General features: G+C 54.4%; 19 protein-coding genes and 1 pseudogene. 17 read left to right on the forward strand and 3 right to left on the reverse strand.

Features of this window, described 5'->3' with window-relative positions; all coding sequences use genetic code 11:
- Window positions 1-5: 5 nt before the first annotated feature.
- The 6 genes and pseudogenes from KCG48_RS12790 (at window position 6) to gdhA (ending at window position 8,140) form a co-directional block, all read left to right on the forward strand.
- On the forward strand, window positions 6-1,163 hold the full coding sequence (locus KCG48_RS12790) for an iron-containing alcohol dehydrogenase (RefSeq protein ID WP_211802596.1): 1,158 nt from the start codon (window positions 6-8) through the stop codon (window positions 1,161-1,163).
- A gap of 94 nt (window positions 1,164-1,257) precedes the next feature.
- Window positions 1,258-2,760, forward strand: a pseudogene (gene glpK, locus KCG48_RS12795) (glycerol kinase GlpK); the annotation flags it as partial.
- A 220-nt stretch (window positions 2,761-2,980) separates the two neighbouring features.
- Window positions 2,981-3,283, forward strand: coding sequence for an iron-sulfur cluster repair di-iron protein, ric (locus KCG48_RS12800; RefSeq protein ID WP_211802598.1), 303 nt, complete (start codon window positions 2,981-2,983; stop codon window positions 3,281-3,283).
- Window positions 3,284-3,306: 23 nt separating this feature from the next.
- A complete protein-coding gene (locus KCG48_RS12805) occupies window positions 3,307-5,172 on the forward strand; it encodes a heavy metal translocating P-type ATPase (protein WP_331000398.1) in 1,866 nt (621 codons plus the stop codon).
- A gap of 419 nt (window positions 5,173-5,591) precedes the next feature.
- Window positions 5,592-6,527: a 3-hydroxyacyl-CoA dehydrogenase family protein gene (locus KCG48_RS12810; RefSeq protein ID WP_211802599.1), complete on the forward strand. Its 936-nt coding sequence runs from the start codon at window positions 5,592-5,594 to the stop codon at window positions 6,525-6,527.
- A gap of 269 nt (window positions 6,528-6,796) precedes the next feature.
- The gene (gene gdhA, locus KCG48_RS12815; protein ID WP_211802600.1) at window positions 6,797-8,140 is read left to right on the forward strand and encodes an NADP-specific glutamate dehydrogenase; all 1,344 of its coding nucleotides are present in this window, start codon (window positions 6,797-6,799) and stop codon (window positions 8,138-8,140) included.
- Between the two features lie 121 nt (window positions 8,141-8,261).
- Here the strand turns inward: gdhA and KCG48_RS12820 are convergent, their stop codons facing one another.
- Window positions 8,262-8,600, reverse strand: a complete 339-nt coding sequence (locus tag KCG48_RS12820) for a DsrE family protein (RefSeq protein WP_211802601.1) — start codon at window positions 8,598-8,600, stop codon at window positions 8,262-8,264.
- 257 nt (window positions 8,601-8,857) lie between these two features.
- Here KCG48_RS12820 and KCG48_RS12825 point away from each other — a divergent pair, with 257 nt between their 5' ends.
- The 9 genes from KCG48_RS12825 to KCG48_RS12865 all read left to right on the forward strand — a co-directional run bounded on the left by KCG48_RS12825 (window position 8,858) and on the right by KCG48_RS12865 (window position 15,614).
- Complete coding sequence (locus KCG48_RS12825) at window positions 8,858-9,202, forward strand: (2Fe-2S)-binding protein (RefSeq protein WP_211802602.1); 345 nt, start codon at window positions 8,858-8,860, stop codon at window positions 9,200-9,202.
- Between the two features lie 244 nt (window positions 9,203-9,446).
- Entirely contained in the window at window positions 9,447-10,109 is a 663-nt protein-coding gene (locus KCG48_RS12830; protein WP_211802603.1) for a GyrI-like domain-containing protein, read from the forward strand.
- Between the two features lie 280 nt (window positions 10,110-10,389).
- Window positions 10,390-10,659 (forward strand): NAD(P)H-dependent oxidoreductase subunit E, encoded by a 270-nt coding sequence (locus KCG48_RS12835; protein ID WP_211802604.1) that lies wholly within the window; start codon window positions 10,390-10,392, stop codon window positions 10,657-10,659.
- A gap of 27 nt (window positions 10,660-10,686) precedes the next feature.
- Window positions 10,687-12,189, forward strand: coding sequence for a 4Fe-4S dicluster domain-containing protein (locus KCG48_RS12840; protein WP_211802605.1), 1,503 nt, complete (start codon window positions 10,687-10,689; stop codon window positions 12,187-12,189).
- A 166-nt stretch (window positions 12,190-12,355) separates the two neighbouring features.
- Window positions 12,356-13,390, forward strand: coding sequence for an IS1096 element passenger TnpR family protein (locus KCG48_RS12845; protein ID WP_211802606.1), 1,035 nt, complete (start codon window positions 12,356-12,358; stop codon window positions 13,388-13,390).
- Between the two features lie 46 nt (window positions 13,391-13,436).
- A complete protein-coding gene (locus tag KCG48_RS12850) occupies window positions 13,437-13,652 on the forward strand; it encodes a hypothetical protein (RefSeq protein WP_211802607.1) in 216 nt (71 codons plus the stop codon).
- Between the two features lie 39 nt (window positions 13,653-13,691).
- Window positions 13,692-14,492, forward strand: a complete 801-nt coding sequence (locus KCG48_RS12855) for a hypothetical protein (protein ID WP_211802608.1) — start codon at window positions 13,692-13,694, stop codon at window positions 14,490-14,492.
- Window positions 14,493-14,589: 97 nt separating this feature from the next.
- Window positions 14,590-15,066, forward strand: coding sequence for a permease (locus KCG48_RS12860; protein WP_211802609.1), 477 nt, complete (start codon window positions 14,590-14,592; stop codon window positions 15,064-15,066).
- 2 nt (window positions 15,067-15,068) lie between these two features.
- Window positions 15,069-15,614, forward strand: a complete 546-nt coding sequence (locus tag KCG48_RS12865) for a permease (protein WP_211802610.1) — start codon at window positions 15,069-15,071, stop codon at window positions 15,612-15,614.
- Window positions 15,615-15,618: 4 nt separating this feature from the next.
- On the opposite strand, the gene KCG48_RS12870 is transcribed toward KCG48_RS12865, so the two are convergent.
- A complete protein-coding gene (locus KCG48_RS12870; protein WP_211802611.1) occupies window positions 15,619-16,278 on the reverse strand; it encodes a Crp/Fnr family transcriptional regulator in 660 nt (219 codons plus the stop codon).
- Between the two features lie 89 nt (window positions 16,279-16,367).
- Here KCG48_RS12870 and KCG48_RS12875 point away from each other — a divergent pair, with 89 nt between their 5' ends.
- Entirely contained in the window at window positions 16,368-16,706 is a 339-nt protein-coding gene (locus KCG48_RS12875; protein WP_211802612.1) for a cupin domain-containing protein, read from the forward strand.
- Window positions 16,696-17,307 carry a 4Fe-4S binding protein gene (locus KCG48_RS12880; RefSeq protein WP_211802613.1) on the forward strand — a complete coding sequence of 204 codons (612 nt, stop codon included), beginning with the start codon at window positions 16,696-16,698 and terminating at the stop codon, window positions 17,305-17,307. Before KCG48_RS12875 ends, KCG48_RS12880 begins: the two co-directional genes overlap by 11 nt.
- A gap of 51 nt (window positions 17,308-17,358) precedes the next feature.
- Here KCG48_RS12880 and KCG48_RS12885 read toward each other — a convergent pair whose 3' ends face one another.
- A complete protein-coding gene (locus KCG48_RS12885) occupies window positions 17,359-17,856 on the reverse strand; it encodes a GNAT family N-acetyltransferase (protein WP_211802614.1) in 498 nt (165 codons plus the stop codon).
- Window positions 17,857-18,037 lie beyond the last annotated feature (181 nt).

An 18,037-nucleotide genomic window follows, 5' to 3' on the forward strand; every position in this document is an offset into this window, starting at 1 on the left:
GAAGGATGAATAAGTTTGAATTTATGACCGCCGAGCGGATCCTCTTTGAACGAGGAGGACTGCAGAATCTGGGGAAACTGGCCAAACCCTTCGGGAAGAAGGCTCTGGTCGTCACCGGAGGACGAGGCAGCTTAGTTGAAGAAATCAAAGGTTTACTGGAAGCAGAAGGGATTTCTTCGGCCAGCTTTCAGGTCTTGGGGGAGCCCAGCCTCCTCACCACCAAAGCCGGCCTGGACCTAGCCCGGGCACAAGGGTGCGACTTTGTCATTGCCTGCGGAGGAGGAAGCTCCCTGGACATGGGGAAGATCATCGCCGCCATGCTGGCCAATGAGGGAGATGTTCTGTCTTACCTGGAGGTCATCGGCGAAGGGAAGACCCTGACCCAACGTTCCGTACCCTGCATCGCCATCCCCACCACCGCCGGCACTGGAGCCGAGGTGACGAAAAATGCCGTCATCAGTTCTGAGGAACATAAAGTGAAGGTAAGCCTTCGCAGCCCCTATATGCTTCCGGAGCTGGTGCTTCTGGATCCACTGCTTTCCACCAGCATGCCTCCTGGCGTCACCGCTAGTACAGGGCTGGATGCCCTGACCCAGGTCATGGAACCCTTTGTGACACCTTTGGCCAATCCCGTCACCGATGCCTTTTGCCGAGAGGGGATGCGCCTGGCGGCTAGATCCCTCCGAAGAGCCTTCGATGACGGCGAGGATCTGGAAGCCCGGGAAGAAATGCTTCTAGCCAGCCTCTTTGGCGGCATGGCTTTAGCCAACGCCAAGCTGGGCGTAGTCCATGGTTTTGCCGGCGTCATCGGCGGCATGTATGGCATACCCCACGGCATCGTCTGTGCGGGACTTCTGCCCCACTCCATCGAAACCAATGTGGCCGCTCTCTTGGAAAGGGATCCCCATTCCCCCGCCCTTGCCCGTTATGAGGAAGTGGCCAGGATCCTCAAGGGGAATCCCCAGGCCACCGTGGAGGAGGGAAAAGCCTGGATCATGGACCTTTGCGATCACCTGGCCATCCCGAAGTTTCGAACCTTCGGCATGGTGGAGGCTGACTTTCCCGAAATCATCGAAAAATCTCAAAAGGCCAGCAGCATGAAGGGAAATCCCATCGTCCTCACCGCCGAAGAGCTGGAGGTCATGCTGCGAAAGGCCTACTAAAAAGAAACTAAGAAATGGAAGATAAAGGAGTGATGCCATGGTCTAGAAAGGATCGTTGTCGGTGCTGGTACAGTTCAAAAATGGAGGGTAAAAAACGGCAAAATACGTCATGGCTTTGGACCAAGGAACCACAAGCTCTCGTTCAATTATTTTCAACAAGAACGGCAGACCCATTGAGTCCCTAAACCGCGAATTTGAGCAGATTTATCCGAAACCCGGCTGGGTGGAGCATCGGGCCCTGGACATCTGGAACTCCCAGATTGAAACCGCCATGTCCGTGCTCCAGACCTCCCGCATCGATCCCCACGACATTGCCGCCATCGGCATCACCAATCAGCGGGAAACCACCGTGATCTGGGACAAGGAGACAGGCGAGCCCATCATGAACGCCATCTGCTGGCAGTGCCGAAGAACCGCCGACATCTGTGATGACATGAATGCCCGGGGATGGGGTCCCAAGGTCCGGGAGAAAACCGGCGATGTCTGTGACGCATACTTTTCTGGAACCAAGATTAAGTGGATGCTGGACAATGTGCCCGGAGCCCGGGAAAGAGCCGAAAAGGGCGAACTGCTCTTCGGCACCGTGGACACCTGGCTCATGTGGAAACTCTCCGGTGGCAAGATCCACGCCACGGACTACTCCAATGCTTCCCGCACCATGATCTTCAACATCCACACCCTGGACTGGGATGACGAACTCCTGGCGGAGCTGAACATCCCCCGCATCATGCTCCCGGAAGTCAAACCTTCCAGCTATATCTACGGTATGACCGATCCCAAGATCTTTGGTGCTGAAGTGCCCATCGCAGGATGCATCGGCGATCAGCAGGCGGCGCTCTTTGGCCAGACCTGTTTCGAGGAGGGCGAATCCAAGGCCACCTACGGCACCGGCGCATTCCTCATGATGACCACGGGCACCAAGAGTGTAGAGTCCAAGAATGGTCTGCTCACCACCATCGCCTGGGGCATCAATGATAAAGTCTACTACTGCCTGGAAGGCAACACCTTCGTGGCCGGCGCCACCGTGCAGTGGTTGCGCGACGAGCTGAAGCTCATCGGATCTGCCCAGGAAACGGAAGAGCTCTGCAACAGCGTCAAGGACACCAATGGCATTTATCTGGTTCCCGCCTTTGTGGGACTGGCTACGCCCTACTGGGATCCCTACGCCCGAGCTTCCATTCAGGGCATTACCCGCGGCGTGAACAAAGCCCACCTGGTCCGGGCGGCCATCGAAGGCCAGTGCTTCCAGATCAAGGAAATCCTCGATGCCATGGTTACGGACGGTGGTATTCAGCTGAAGGAAATGAAGTGCGACGGCGGAGCCATCAAGAACAACTTCCTCCTGCAGTTCCAGTCCGACATCCTCAATGTTCCTGTGGTCCGTCCCGTGGTGACGGAGCTCACCGCTCTGGGAACAGCTTACCTGGCCGGCCTCGCTGTGGGGTATTGGGGAAGCATGGAGGAGCTCAAGGATGACTGGGCCCTGGACCGCAAATTTACCCCCAACATGACGGAAGAGTACCGGGCTAAGATCTACAAGGGATGGAAGAAAGCCGTACAGCGTTCCCTCCAGTGGATCGATCCCGAAGAAGAATAATCTCAAAGGAAATCACGGAGGCAGAAGACCAAAATCTTCTGCCTCTTCCTTTTGCCTCAATTCAGGATATATTTGCGGGGATGAGGAAAAAAGCCACTCCCCAAGGCTGGAGAAAACATTTCTCGAAACTTTTCGGATTTTGACCCCGGTCAAGGGTTTTCTCCCAAATGACTGGTATAACTAAGACAGAAACCAAAATAAATGAAAGTAGGGCTAAAAAATGACAAAGCAAGCAAAATTCAACGAAGTGAAGGAGAACCTGTTCCCCATCCTGGAGAAGTATGTTCCTGTGGTGGACCGGGTCCATGGTCCCCATCATCCGGAGTTCCATGAGGTTCGGGCGATCTTTGAAACGATGAACGAGAAAGTGAAAGCTAATGGCGGAAACCATCCGGATCTTCAGCAGGAGTTCCTTCGGATGCGGGAAGTAACCAAAAACTACACAGTGCCGGGCGATGTCTGCGAGACCTATGATGCGGTGTTCCAGATGCTGGAGAAGATTGACCAGGCGTACGAAGCCTAAAGGAAAGGAAGGAGGAGATCACAGTGCAGAAAGGAATCTTGAAACGTAAAAATCTGATCACGCTGGTGGGAGGGATCCTCATCGTCGTGGCCTATGGGGCAAAGTTCGGGTTTTCGAACATGGCGATTTTTGAAATCGCGCTGATCATTGCCTCGGTAATTGGGGCAGCCCCCATCGCCATTCAGGCTTACCAGGCCCTGAAGGTCCGGGTGGTGAGCATCGATGTCCTGGTGACCATGGCCGTGGCCGGCGCCTTCCTCATTCGTGAGTTTGAAGAATCCGCCATTGTGACCTTCCTCTTTCTCTTTGGAGCTTACCTGGAGCAGCGGACCCTGAACAAAACCCGCTCCGCCATTAAGGAGCTCACGGAGATGGCGCCGGAAAGCGCCCTGAAGATGATGGAGAATGGAGAGTTTGAGGAAGTGGGCGTGGAAGAAGTGGAAGTGGGAGACCGGCTCCTGGTGAAAACCGGCGCCAAGGTCCCCGTGGACGGCACCGTCCTTTCCGGAGAAGGCCACATCAATGAGGCCAGCATCACCGGAGAGTCCATCCCGGTGGAGAAGGAAGCAGGCACTGGCGTTTACGCCGGAACCATTCTGGAAAATGGAACGCTGCAGATCGTGGCCGATCGGGTGGGAGAAGACACCACCTTTGGCCGGATCATTGAACTGGTGGAAGAAGCCCAGGACTCCAAGTCCGAAGCGGAGCGCTTCATCGATAAGTTCTCCAAGTACTATACGCCGGCGGTGCTGGCTTTAGCCATCATCGTTTGGCTCTTCACCCGAGACCTTCCCCTGGCCATCACCATTCTGGTTCTGGGCTGCCCAGGTGCATTAGTCATCGGCGTTCCCGTCTCCAATGTGGCCGGCATCGGCAACGGCGCCCGCCATGGGGTGCTCCTGAAGGGCAGCGAAGTCATCCATGATTTCAGCCGCGTGGACGCCCTGGTCTTTGACAAGACCGGCACCCTCACCGTGGGGAATCCCAAGGTGGCAGACGAATCGGTTTACGGCAGTTCCAGCCTGGATATCCGTGGCTATACCGCCAGCGTGGAAAAGGAGTCCGACCATCCCCTGGCCAAGGCTGTGGTGGAGTATCTTGGGGATACGGCCCGATATGCTGTGGAAAAAACCCAAGTCGTCAAGGGCGGCGGGATCGTGGCTCAAGTGGACGGACACCAGGTGGCTGTGGGCAATGCTGCCCTCATGGCCCAGGAAAAGGTAGTCATGAGCGACGAAGCTCTAGCGGATATTGCCCGCATGGAAAAGAGCGGAGACTCCCTGGTTCTCACTGCTGTGGATGGAAAGCTCCATGGGCTCCTGGGGATTCGCGACCAGATCCGTCCCCGGGTGAAGGAAGACCTGAAGAAACTGAAGAAGATGGGGGTCAAGCACCTCATCGTCCTCTCCGGTGACCATCAGGGTACAGTGGATCTGGTGGCCAAGGAACTGGGGCTTACGGAGGCCCACGGCCATATGCTGCCGGAAGATAAATCCGCCTACATTGAAAAGCTCCAGGCCCAGGGCAAGATCGTGGCCTTTGTGGGGGACGGCGTCAATGACAGCCCCTCCTTAGCCCGGGCAGATATCGGCATCGCCATGGGCAACGGCACCGATGTGGCCATTGAAACCTCCGATGTGGTGCTCATGAACTCCGACTTCAGCCGTCTGCCCCATGCCTTGGGACTGACAAAGGCCACCGCCCGGAACATGCGTCAGAACATCCTCATCGCTGTGGGGGTGGTGCTGACCCTTCTGGCCAGTCTCTTCCTCAGTGAATGGATGAACATGTCCATCGGCATGCTGGTCCATGAAGCCAGCATCCTCGTGGTCATCCTAAACGGCATGCGTCTTCTCAATTACCGCTCAACCAAACCTGTCCAGGCGTAAAAGTCAGATCCTGCGCCAAATTTGAATCCTCTCCCCCCATCCCGGGAATGCATCCAAGGGTGGGGGGAGATTTTTTAGAGGGAAAAATATCGACTTTGGGTGAACATTCAAGGCCTCGATGAAATTTGAACAATCCGGGGGAGAGAAATGGCCCAACCCTTATGGATTTGGCAATGGGGAGAAAAGAAGGCGAAAGGATGGGAAAACGCATGGGAGATAGGGTGTCGGAAGATTCTTTGGAGCTCAATGGATTTCAGGGTGTGCACCACTGAAAAGCCCGGTGGCTTTGGAAAGCAGCATCCGGGAGTGGGGACCCATTTTGTGGAACTCATAAACTCCCTTGTCAAATCCTTAATTAATTGAACCCCAAGGGAGGGGCCCGTACAATAAAAGGTGAAAACGTTTTAGGAGGAGATCAGATGGAAATCAAGAAAATCGGCATCGCGGGCTCCGGCACCATGGGCTCATCCCTGGCCGAGACCTTTGCCAAATTCGGGTACGAGGTGTACCTCTATGACATTGCTGCCGCCCAGTTGGATCGGGCTGAGAGACTCATCGCCCTCAACCAGGAAACCGAAGTGGCAGAAGGGGGTCTCACCCCGGAGAAGTCAAAGGAACTTCTTTCCCGCATCCACTATGGTACGGATCCCCAGGGCTTCCACGATGTGGATTTCCTCATCGAAGCCATCTTAGAAAAGATGGAGATCAAGCACGCCTTCTGGAAGCAGGTATCCGCCATCGTTCCTGCCCATGCCGTTCTTTGCTCCAACACCTCAGGACTCAGCATCACAAAGATCGCGGAAGCGGTTCATCTGCCCGAGCGCTTCGGAGGCATGCACTGGATCAATCCTCCCCACATTATCCCTCTGGTGGAGGTCATCTCCGGCGAAAAAACCAGCGAGGAAGCTTCCCAAGTGATCTATGACCTGGCACTGGCCTGCCACAAGAAGCCCGTAAAGGTCCATGATGCGCCGGGATTCGTCCTGAACCGCATCCAGTTCGCCATCATGCGGGAAGCCCTCCACATTGTGGAAGAGGGAATCACCACCGTGGATGGGGTGGACGATGTAATGAAGTATGGACTGGGTCTTCGCTACGCTGTCTTCGGTCCCTTTGAAGTGGCCGATTTGGGCGGACTGGACATTTTCCGCAATATTTCGTCCTATCTCTTTGCCGATCTCTCCACGGCAAAGGAAGAATTTGGCCTCCTGAAGAGCCACTTTGAAGCGGGCGAGCTGGGCGTCAAGTCGAAGAAGGGCTTCTATGACTATGCCGATGGCAAGGACATGGCCCAGATTCGCTATCGGGATGAGATGTACACCAAGCTCCACAAGCTCCTCTACAGCGAAGAATAAATCCTCCAGCTGAAACTGGAATGAACGTCTCCGGACCAAGGGCATTTCTTTGGAAATGTCCCTTCCCGGAGATTTTTTTGGCCCTAAATGCTGTCGTCCTTGTCCCTTCGGAAGTTATTTTTCTCACAAAAGATGTAAAGGTTGCCAAGGGTTGCACGGAGACATCATTCTGGTATAATGACATAATATTAATGATTTTATCCATTTACTGAGATTCATGCAAAGGAAAGTTAAAAACGTTAACAATCAGATAAGAGGGGCCGTGAAACATGAATGCAATGACCTATGTGGAGAGTGTGCTGGAGAAAGTAAAACGAATGAATCCTGGGGAGGAGGAGTTTCAGGCGGCGGTGACGGAAGTACTCCACTGCCTGACCCCGGTGCTGGAGAAAAATCCCCAGTATATGACCCATAATATCCTGGAACGTCTGGTGGAGCCGGAGCGGCAGATCATCTTCAGCGTGCCCTGGATGGATGACCGGGGAAAAGTTCAGGTGAACCGCGGTTACCGAATTCAGTTTTCCAATGCCTTAGGTCCCTATAAGGGCGGCCTACGCTTTCACCCCTCCGTGAATCTCAGCATCATTAAGTTCCTGGGCTTTGAGCAGGTCTTCAAGAACGCCCTCACGGGCCGTCCCATCGGCGGCGGCAAAGGTGGCAGCGACTTCGATCCCAAGGGAAAAAGCGACATGGAGATCATGCGCTTCTGTCAGAGCTTCATGAACGAGCTCTCTCGGCATATCGGGGAGAATGTCGATGTGCCTGCGGGGGATATCGGGGTAGGCGGACGGGAAATCGGCTACCTCTATGGCCAATACAAGAAGATTAAGGGAGCCTCGGAACCCGGGGTCATCACGGGAAAAGGCCCCATTTATGGGGGAAGTCTGGGTCGGCCTGAAGCCACAGGTTACGGTCTGGTCTACTTTGTCCGGGAGATTCTCACCCATCAGGGCATCACCCTGGCGGGAAAGCGGGCGGTGGTTTCCGGTTCCGGTAATGTAGCCCTCTATGCCATGGAAAAGCTCCAGGCTCTGGGGGTAAAGGTGGTAGCCTGCTCCGACAGCCATGGCTACATCTATGACGAGGAAGGGATTGATCTGGAGGTGGTGAAGACCATCAAGGATGTGGAGCGACAGCGGATTTCCGAGTACCCCCTTCGGGCAAACCGGGGCGAGTATTATCCCGGCTTCAAGAAAATCTGGGAGGTTCCCTGCGACCTGGCGCTGCCCTGCTCCACCCAGAACGAAATCGACGGGAAGAGTGCGGGGAAACTGGTGAAAAATGGCGTCCTTCTCGTGGGTGAAGGCTCCAACATGTCCTCCACCCTGGAGGCTCAGCGGATCTACAAGGAACAGGGCATTCTCTTTGCCCCGGCCAAGGCGGCCAACGCCGGCGGTGTGGCCGTGTCTGCCCTGGAGATGACCCAGAACGCCATGCGCACCTCCTGGGAGCTGGAAAAGGTGGACAGCCTTCTCCACAAGATCATGCAGAATATTTTCCAGGACGCCATGGATGCGGCTGCCCAGTACGGACATCCGGAAGATCTGGTCCTGGGCGCCAACATTGCAGGCTTTGTGAAGGTGGCTGATGCCATGGTGGCCCAGGGCCTGTAACAAAGACAAAAAGATCGAAAGAAGAAACCGGAAGCCTTCCCAGGATTTGACACGCCTAGGGAGGCTTCCGGTTATTCATTGGCTAAACAAATTTATGGGAATGCCGGTAGGTCGGGATTCCTTAAGGTTTAATGTAGGCGTAGCCTTCCTGCTGCTTCAGCGCCAGCTCCACCACCCCGGCGGGGACTGTGGTAACAAAGCCGTGGAGATCCTCTTTCTTCACCCCGTGGGCCCGCAAGGCGTTTTCGCAGGCGGCCACCCGGACGCCATCCTCGGCCAGAGCCTGAAGACGGGGAAGCCAGGGAGCTTCTAGGGAGAGGTCTGTTACGGCTTCTCCATTGGCCACCACTTCGATGGTGAAAGAGATGCCCTCAGCTTTTCCGTAATCCAGCATATTTTTGACGTTGGCCGTGACCATGGGCCACAGGGTGGACTGGTCCACATGAAATAGAACGTTCATGATCTTCCTCCTGTCCATTTTAGGGAATCCCTGAGCTTTTGAACCCTGGGTTAGTTTCATCATACCACGGGCAGAAGAGGAGAGCGGGACTTTTTCTGGTGCGCTTTTCGGGTTTTCCCAGAATCCCGAGAATCCGGTCAAAAACGGGAGATCTTCGGGAACTTCTAGCCGGAAATCCCCGGGTTCTTCTTAGAAATCCCGACGGGGGCGGGGTATAATACTTGGGTATGCAAAATAACGAGCAAGGAGTGATCGAAGTGGCAGGAAATCGTATGATCTGCACCACGAACCAAATCGACTACAGCACCATCCGCAAGGCCATGACCGAAGGGGTCAGAACTCGGGAGGAGCTTCAACATACGGCAGGAGTCTGCCTTCAGTGTGAGGGATGCCAAAGTGAAGTGGACGGGATCTTGTCCTCCGTCTGCGGCTGCAAGAAGGTCTCCCTGAAGCAGGTGCTGGACGCCGTCATGGAGGGCGCCGACACCGTGGACAAGGTGGGCGAACTTACTGGCGCGGGAACCGGCGTGGATCCTGTGACAGGGGAACCCTGCGGACGCTGCAAGGGCCTCATTCAGAACATCATCACCCTGAAGAAGTAGGAAAAAAGCGGAACAAATCCTAGATGAAGCGAAATCCCAAAGGATGACGTGTTGAAAAATGGACCTTCGGGTCTTTTTTTCGTTTCTGGAGTAAACTTCAGCAGAGATCCTCGAAAAATATACCGAAGGAAAGGGGGTTTTTGCTCTTTCCATGCTGGCCCAGTGCGGTACAATAGGCGTAAGAGAAGGAAGGAGTGATCATGGCTCCAGCCTCAATCCCAGAGAAAGGAAGGCGAATAGCACCATGGCCGACGCAGTGGATTTCAAGAAACTGGAAAAGAAACTCTATGTCCCTGGAAACGGACCTGCCCTCGTGGAGGTTCCCCCCATGATCTTCCTCATGGTGGATGGTCAAGGAAACCCCAATGAGGAAGAGGGAGAGTACGCCAAGGCCGTGGAGCTCCTTTATGGATTGTCCTATACCATCAAAATGAGCGAAAAAGCCGGAAACCCTCTCCCCGGGTTTTTCAGCTATGTGGTGCCCCCGTTGGAAGGGCTCTGGTGGACGGCTGAGGAAGGCCCCTTTACCACCGGGCGAAAAGAGGAGCTCATCTGGACCTCCATGATCCGGCAACCGGATTTTGTCACCGAGGAGATTTTCACCTGGGCCAAGGAGGAGCTGAAAAAACGCAAACCTCACTTGGAACTGGAGAAGGTTTATCTTTCCACCTATACCGAAGGGCTCTGTGTCCAGATGCTCCACTGGGGACCCTACGATTTGGAGGCGGAGACGGTGAAGACCATGGAGGATTTTGCCAGGGAAGAGGGATACTCCACCGGGATGTCTCAACCCAGCGCCGAAGGGATCCTTCGACGGCACCATGAAATCTACCTCAATGATCCCCGAAAGGTTGCTCCGGAGAAGATGAAAACCATCATTCGGCATCCCTTGGGGAAAAAGGGCTAAGGACGAGACTTCCTTCCCCTTTTTGCATCACCCTTTTCAAATTTAGGGAAGGGGGATCCTTTTGACGGGAGAGAAATCATGGTATGATAAAGGAAAGAAAAAGGCTCCCGGAACCTTTAGAGAGGCCTCTTTGAGCTTTATGATTGCGCTCTTTTCGCCTTTTTGGGTTAACTTATTCACAAAAACCGAGAAGTCTGCGCAAATCTCGGCAAAGAAAATCGAAGAATCATCATGTGGAACACGTTATGAACGAAAATTAAAAGGACAGGGAGGAACAACCATGAAAGTCAAAGTCTGTGTCGGATCCAACTGCACCCTGCTCGGCGCCATGAATATGCTGGATCAGATCGAGGATCTCAAGGATATCATCAGCGAGGACCCGGAGGATTACAGTGACGAAGTTCTCGAGGTGGAAGCGGTGAAGTGTCTGGGCTACTGCAAGGAAACCACCGAGGATGTGGCACCGGTGGTGGTCATTGACGACGAGTCCATTCTGAATGCCACCAGTCAGGTGGTCATGGAAAAGATCATGAACAAGATGAGAAAATAACCGGGAAACCCGTGGAGGAGATTCATTATGAAAGAAAGCTATGTTGATCTCATCAATATCCGGCGCAAGGTTTTCGCAAAAATTGCCCAAATGGCCTACGATGATGTGGAGCTCCCCGAGCTGGAGAAAGCATCTTTCGAGATCATTCCGGGAGAAGTGGCCCACTACCGGGACAGCGTATTCCGGGAGCGCGCCATCGTGGACGAGCGACTTCGCCTGACCATGGGTCTGGATGCTCGAAAACCCTCTGAATTTCATCGCGTCACCGACGGCATTGTGGATACGGAAGTGGAAAAGACCCTTTTCCTGGAACCTTTAGTCAATGTCATCACCTCGGCCTGTGAGGCCTGCCCCACCAAGGCCTATGTCGTCACGGACAACTGCCGCAAGTGCCTTGCCCATCCCTGCGTCAATGTCTGCCCCAAGAATGCTGTGTCCATCGGCAAAGACCGGGCTATCATCGATCAGGAGAAATGCATCAAGTGCGGCCGCTGCAAGGAAACCTGCCCCTACAGCGCCATCGTGGTCTATGAGCGTCCCTGTGCAGCAGTCTGCGGCGTCAACGCCATCGACAGCGACTACCTGGGCCGGGCACAGATCAACCCTGACAAGTGTGTGTCCTGCGGCCGCTGCGTCACCCACTGTCCCTTTGGCGCCATCTCGGACAAGTCCCAGATCTATCAGCTGATCAAATCCCTGAAAAAGCACGCCCATTCCTACGCCATCATCGCTCCATCCTTCCTGGGCCAGTTCGGCCCCCTGGCTTCCCCCGTACAGATTTTCGAGGGCATCAAGCAGCTGGGATTCAATGAAGTGGTGGAGGTGAGCCTCGGAGCGGACATTACCACCCTCCATGAGGCCAAGGAGTACCTGAAGCGCGTGCCTGAGGAGATTCCCTACATGGGTACCAGCTGCTGCAACTCCTGGACCCTCATGGTGAAGAAGCTCTTCCCCGATCAGGCGGACTATATTTCCGATTCCTCCTCCCCCATGGTGGAGACGGCGAAGCACATCAAGAAAAACGATCCCGATGCCACGATCACCTTCATTGGGCCCTGTATTTCGAAGAAACTGGAGGCCCTCCGGGAGGATGTGAAGGACTATGTCCACTACGTCATCACCTTTGAGGAGCTCATGGGCATGTTTGTGGCCAAGGGTGTGGAACTTTCGGAAATTGAAGTCTCCAAGGAGATTCAGGATGCCTCCACCCTGGGCCGCGGCTACGCCATCGCCGGCGGTGTGGCGGAGGCGGTGAAGGCCACGGCGCAGCTTCTGGATCCCTCTAAGGAAATCATCGTGGAAGGCGCGTCCACCCTGCAGGAATGCGTGAAGCTCATGCGCACGGCCAAAGCGGGGAAGAAGAACGGCTATCTTCTGGAAGGCATGGCCTGCCCGGGGGGCTGCATTGCCGGTCCGGGAACCATTGCCTCCATGAGCCGAGTGAAACGGGCCGTCACCGACTTCAAGAATAAGGCCGAGTTTAAGACGCCCCTGGAGAATACCTTCATTTCCGAGGAACTGCGCAAATAAAAAGGGATAGTCTGGGGAATTCTTCCGAAGAACTAGCCGATGACTAGAAAATCAGGTATTCTCAAAGGAGAGTACCTGATTTTTTTCGCCAGAATCCCCAAGGAGTTTCGAGGTTCTGGCCATCCAAGAAGATCGTTCACTCGATATGGAGAAAGGCGGGATTACGTTGAAAAAGGCTGAAACTGTTCATGATCTTGAAATTCTAGGGCTACATCTCGAGCTAAGGGGATGGGAGCTTACCCCGGAGCAGAAACAAAGTCTCATACGCCATGGCGAGTCCGTCGATGGCACGTCCATTACTCGGGATATTCTGATTCCGGGAGATATGCCCCTGCATCATCTGCACTACGTCATCCAGAAGCTCTTTGGCTGGCAAAACAGCCATCTTCGGGCCTTTCGGCTCCAGGAGGACGATTTTCAGCGCCTCACCGGAGGAACGGTGAAAGGGTGGGCAGATCTCGTGGGCACCTATTTCCAGCCGCCTTCGGAGAGTGAAGAGGACCTCTATTGGGACGATGAGTTCGAAGGGGGGAATTTCGCCCTTTGGCTTCGGAAGAAATATACTGGTCCCTATCGCTATGACGGAAAGGCAGAAATTAAGGAAAGGGCCCAGGCGGAAATCCGGGAGCTCCTGGCGTACTTTCAGGAGGTGGATGTCTTGGAGTCCTTTGACGACTATTATGAACGAAGTCTAAAGGACGGAAGTAAGGAGATCCGAGTTCTTCGGAAGGCCCCTTTGGCGGAGCTGACGCTGCAGGAAATGCTGAACTCCGTGTATTTGGGCAGCGAGCCCAATACCCTTTTGGAACGGCTTTTGGTGAAGGATATTCTGGGCATCCAAAACGATCAGGAAGACGAGCCTAAACTGCCCACAACCCTTCTCTACCAATATGATTTTGGAGACAACTGGGAGGTTATCCTCACCCGCACCGCCGATGCCCAGGACCTTCTGGATGGCCAGGAGTTATCCCAGGAAGAGCTGGAGGAGGCAAAGCGCAAGGTGATCACCAAACACCAGCCCGTGTGCATTAAGAAGAGAGGTCTTCCCGTTCTTGATGATGTGGGGGGACTCCGGGGCTTTGCCGAGTTTCTTCACCATATCTATGAAAGTACGGATCCCCTGGAACGAAAAGAATATCTGGCCTGGGGGAAAAGCCAGGGCTGGCGGGAGAGCAAGGTGTCCTCTTTCCAAATCCTGTAGGTTGTTCACCGTGTAAAAATACCGTCATGACGAAGGAGGGGTCTGTATGCTGAAATCCTTGAAACTAAACCTAGGCGGCTTTTTTGCGATGCCGATTCAGGTGGAAATCGAGGTCCTGAAGGACGGAATAATCACCCGAGTCTCTTCGGACCGCCTAGCCCTCCCGGACCATGCCGACCTTCGCCCCAAACCGTGGATGGAGGATTGGCTGGAGAAGATGGATCAGCTGGACTTTTCCGCCTGGGAGGATGAGTATTCCTAGGAGGGCCTGGTCCTTGATGGCATTCAGTGGTTTCTCCAGGTGGAGGAGGAGGGAAGGCCAGCCCGGAGGATCTCGGGGGACAATGCTTACCCCGAGGAGTGGACCGAGTTTCTGGAGCTTCTTGATGAGGTGGTACCAGAAGCCGGGCTAATTTCGCCCCAGCGGGTGGAGAAGCTGGCACTCTACTTTCAGCACCGGTTTCAAGAGTATCGGAGGGGGAGAGCTTACTGGGTGGAGTATTCCGAAAGCCTCGTGGTAGAGCGAAAGATACGAAAAATCCGGTATCTTCGTCAGTTTAGCCCCGAGGCCACCATCACCCAGGAGTATCACCTGCCGGGCCTCATCACAAAGCTGCTGGATGCTTTGGATGAGCTTTTGGAGGATTTTTCTTCGTCCCAGGCCCAGGGATTGGATACGGCTCTGCCGGTCATGGAAGTTTCCATTTTTCGCCATGATGGGCAGATTGATCAGGCCGTTTTTCCCTATCACCGCCGAGAGGTTCCGGAAGTCTGGCCGGCACTCATGGAGGAAATCCGAGTTGCCCTCAGCGGACTGCGCCGTTTTGGCGATATCTTCGATGCAGATCTTTTCAATCTTGGCGTGAAACCCGGTGAGCACATCTACTGCCGTGTTCGTTTTGAGGACAGCGCCAAAGAGTACTATTACCGCACCCTGGACGACACCCTTCAGCCGGGGGATCGGGTCCTGGTTCCGGTGGGGCCATCGGATTACCTTTGCCAGGGAACGATCCAGTATGTGGAGTACTACCCGGAAGAGGAAGTTCCCTATCCTTTGGAGAAAACGAAGTTCATTCTTCGGCGACTCGACAAGGAGGAATAAGGAATCACGGGACGAAAACCCACTGTCTTCAGCGGGTTTGGACAAATTCTGGCCCTAAGCCGGGAGGACAAATGAAATAAACAAGGAGCGATCATCCATGAATACTGCCCTATATGTCGGAACCCTGGCACTTCTGGCCTTCTCGTTTTGGAAGGACAAAAAAAAGACCCGCATGGCTTTGAAAAAAGCCTGGAAAGCCTTTGAAAATATTCTCCCCGAGTTTTTGGTGGTCATCCTCCTGGTGGGCGTCCTTTTGGCGGTGGCGGATCCAAAGCTCATCTCCAGCATTCTTGGGGCGGAGTCAGGATGGACCGGCGTGATCCTGGCGGCTCTCGTGGGAGCCATCACCCTCATTCCGGGTTTTGTGGCCTTTCCCATGGCGGCACTCCTCCTGCAGGGAGGAGCGGGCTATATGCAGATCGGCGCATTTGTGTCCACACTCATGATGGTGGGGGTCGTGACCATGCCTGTGGAGATGAAGGTCTTCGGGAAAAAACTCACCTTTCTTCGGAACGGACTGGCGTTTCTCTTTTCCTTCCTGGTGGCCTTTGTCATTGAAAGGGTGGTGGGCTGATCATGATGAACATTCTCAAACGCTATCGGGCAGTCTTTTTTGTCGCCGGTGCCCTGGGCATCCTCACCCTGTTCAATCGGGAGCTGGGGTTTAAAGCCTTCAGCATTACGGGCTATTCCCTAAAGGAAATGCTCCTGGTCATCCCTCCGATCTTTGTCCTCATGGGCCTTTTGGATGTCTGGGTTCCCCGGGAAACCATGGTGAAGTACATGGGAGAAAAATCAGGAATCCTCGGCATTCTGCTGGCCTTCTTCATCGGCTCCGCTGCAGCAGGACCCCTTTACGGCGCCTTTCCCGTGGCTACGGTCTTCATGCGAAAAGGGGTGAAATTCAGCAATATCCTTATTTTCATCGGAGCCTGGTCCACGACGAAAATCCCCATGTTCCTCTTTGAGGCAGCTTCCCTGGGGACGTCCTTTGCGCTGACTCGGCTCCTGGTGGACATCCCCGGGATCATCCTCCTGGCCTGGCTCTTAACTCGGCTGATGAAGCCGGCAGAAGTGGAGGAGCTCTATCGCCGTGCGGAGGACCCGTCGGCGAAGGGATAAGGATTTACGGCACAAGAAGCGTTAGGGTCAGCCGGTCATAGGTGAGGAGTCCCTCTTTTTTCATTTTCTGCAGCTCCCGGCTTAAGGAGGTGCGCTGCACCCCCAGGCGCTGGGCTAACTCCGTCTTGGACCCCTCCAGCTGGATGGGGTTTTTTCCTTGCAGCCGGATTTCATCCCGAAGGTAATCCAGGATTTTCTGCCGGAGACTCTTGGGGGAAATGACACTGATGGTATTGGTGAGGAGCAGGGTTTTGTCCGAAATCGCCTGGAGAAACTCCCGGAGAAAATGAGAATCCCGAACACACAGGGCGAGGACTTCCGCCTCGCCCAGGGACAGCAGCACCGTATCCTCCTCGGCCACCACGGTCATGGGGTAGGCTTTCAGCGTGGAAAAGAGCAGGTTTGCCCCCAGAAGATCCCCGGGACGAAAGTCTTCGATGCGCAGCACCCGATCTTCTTCATCGATGCGCTGGACGGAAACCTTCCCCGAAAGAACCAGATCCAAATGGCTACAGCTCTCCCCCTGGAGGTAGATGATCCGGTTTTTGGTATAGGTACGCAGATGATTTCGGTGGGTCCCCCAAAACCTTGACAGCGCCTCCGGAGAGAACCGGGCAAACAAGGGGTGGTTCGTCAGAAGGGCCAGATAATCACTATTTTTCATGGTTTCCTCCACTGTTACCAAGGTAACACATTTTTTCTTCTACAAGCAGTATACTGAAGAAAATGCCCCATGAAAAGGAGGATCTTTCCATGATCGAAACCGTATATTCCTATTCCCTGGATGATGAGAAAAAAGTGGAGAAGCTCATCGACAATGATGAAGCCATGATCAACCATATGGTTTTCCCGAAGAACGCAGGACTGCCCGAACATTACTCCAATTCCCATGTGTATATGACGGTGCTTCGAGGAACCCTCACCCTGCAGCTGGAGGATGAGCCGGCCAGAGAGTACCAGAAGGGATCCATTGTGAACATCCCTTACCACACGAAGATGAATGTGGGAAACGTCCACGACGAGGTCATGGAGATGTTCGTGATCAAAGCCCCAAACCCCCGATGCTACAAGGAAGAGGCCCATGAAGCGTAGCCTTCGGTCCCTTACCCAGGTCCTATTTCTGACCTTCTTTGTGCTCCTCATGGTCCTGGGACGTCCCCAGCTCTGGATGGCCGTATTTCTCGCGGGCATGGTGCTGGCTTTTTTCGCCGGCCGGCTCTACTGCGGTTATCTTTGCCCCATCAACACCCTCATGGAGCCGGTGACCTGGCTAAAGCGAAAGCTGAAGATCAAGGACAGAAAACTGCCGAAATTTTTCGAGCATCCAGCCGTGCGAATCCTTGCGGTACTCTTTTTCCTCGTGGCCTTTGGAGTCACCATGATCACGGGGAAACGGCTGCCGGTGCTTCCGCTTCTCGTGGCTATCGGGGTGGGGCTCACTCTCTTTTTCCCCGAGGCGCTCTGGCACCGCTATCTTTGCCCCTATGGACTTTTTTTGAGCATCCCCTCACGAAAGGCAAAAAAGCGGGTCTTCGTCACCGCGGACAAATGCATCAACTGTACGAAATGCGCCAGGGTCTGCCCCTCCCGAGCCATCATCCGGGAAGAGAAGCACCAGGTTCTCCCGGCAGAGTGCCTCGTCTGCGGCGACTGCATTCGCTCCTGCCCCACCCAGGCCATTACCTTTATCTAGTCAAAATCCCAGGAACTTCCGTGTTCCTGGGATTTTTTGTCCTTCGGGTAATTACTCCAGCCTCCGCTCCATGTAGATGGCGCCGTCGAGGGGATTGTAGGTGTAAGGTGGGATCGCCTGGAAGCCCTGGGCACGGTAAAGGGCAAGGGCAGCGGTCATGGAGGTGAGGGTATCCAGGCGCATGCAGTTATAGCCGAGCTTTTGGCCCTCGTCGAGGATTTTCTCCACCAACTGTTTTCCCAGCCCCAGGTGACGATACTCCGGATCCACATAGAGCCGCTTCATTTCGCAGATCTTGTCCTCCATGGGGCGAAGGGCAATGCAACCGGCAGCTTTTCCCTCCACCAGGGCCAGGAACAAGGCCCCTTTCGGCGGGGCGTACTTGCCGGGAAGGGAGTACAGTTCCTCCTGGAAATTCTGGAAGGCCAGATCTGTTTCCAGGGACTGAACGTAGGCCACAAAGAGCTGGCGGATGCTCTCCATCTCTGCGGAGGTGGATACATGTCGGATTTCGATGGCAGGTTGGGGGATAGAATGGGGGGAAGTCATAAAAAGCACCTCCTGGGATGGTTTTTTGAAGGCTGCGGAAGCCTCACCGTTTTTCTTTCAGTATACCAAATTTTGAGCTAAACCGAGAATCATCGCGAGATCTCGACCGTGTCAACTTACTGTTGGTTGAATTTTGAGTATAACTCTCCGATGTCATCTTCTATGCCGAACGTAGTGCCTT

Origin of the sequence: Proteiniclasticum sediminis (assembly GCF_018128025.1) — a bacterium.
In the GTDB taxonomy this organism is placed as follows: domain Bacteria; phylum Bacillota; class Clostridia; order Clostridiales; family Clostridiaceae; genus Proteiniclasticum; species Proteiniclasticum sediminis.

Coding starts and splice junctions, on each gene's coding strand:
- KCG48_RS12860 (WP_211802609.1), top strand. CDS start 14,590: ATGAATACTGCCCTATATGTCGGAACCCTGGCACTTCTGGCCTTCTCG.
- KCG48_RS12870 (WP_211802611.1), bottom strand. CDS start 16,278: ATGAAAAATAGTGATTATCTGGCCCTTCTGACGAACCACCCCTTGTTT.
- KCG48_RS12790 (WP_211802596.1), top strand. CDS start 6: ATGAATAAGTTTGAATTTATGACCGCCGAGCGGATCCTCTTTGAACGA.
- KCG48_RS12850 (WP_211802607.1), top strand. CDS start 13,437: ATGCTGAAATCCTTGAAACTAAACCTAGGCGGCTTTTTTGCGATGCCG.
- KCG48_RS12875 (WP_211802612.1), top strand. CDS start 16,368: ATGATCGAAACCGTATATTCCTATTCCCTGGATGATGAGAAAAAAGTG.
- gdhA (WP_211802600.1), top strand. CDS start 6,797: ATGAATGCAATGACCTATGTGGAGAGTGTGCTGGAGAAAGTAAAACGA.
- KCG48_RS12820 (WP_211802601.1), bottom strand. CDS start 8,600: ATGAACGTTCTATTTCATGTGGACCAGTCCACCCTGTGGCCCATGGTC.
- KCG48_RS12810 (WP_211802599.1), top strand. CDS start 5,592: ATGGAAATCAAGAAAATCGGCATCGCGGGCTCCGGCACCATGGGCTCA.
- KCG48_RS12840 (WP_211802605.1), top strand. CDS start 10,687: ATGAAAGAAAGCTATGTTGATCTCATCAATATCCGGCGCAAGGTTTTC.
- KCG48_RS12830 (WP_211802603.1), top strand. CDS start 9,447: ATGGCCGACGCAGTGGATTTCAAGAAACTGGAAAAGAAACTCTATGTC.
- KCG48_RS12885 (WP_211802614.1), bottom strand. CDS start 17,856: ATGACTTCCCCCCATTCTATCCCCCAACCTGCCATCGAAATCCGACAT.
- KCG48_RS12880 (WP_211802613.1), top strand. CDS start 16,696: ATGAAGCGTAGCCTTCGGTCCCTTACCCAGGTCCTATTTCTGACCTTC.
- KCG48_RS12800 (WP_211802598.1), top strand. CDS start 2,981: ATGACAAAGCAAGCAAAATTCAACGAAGTGAAGGAGAACCTGTTCCCC.
- KCG48_RS12865 (WP_211802610.1), top strand. CDS start 15,069: ATGATGAACATTCTCAAACGCTATCGGGCAGTCTTTTTTGTCGCCGGT.
- KCG48_RS12835 (WP_211802604.1), top strand. CDS start 10,390: ATGAAAGTCAAAGTCTGTGTCGGATCCAACTGCACCCTGCTCGGCGCC.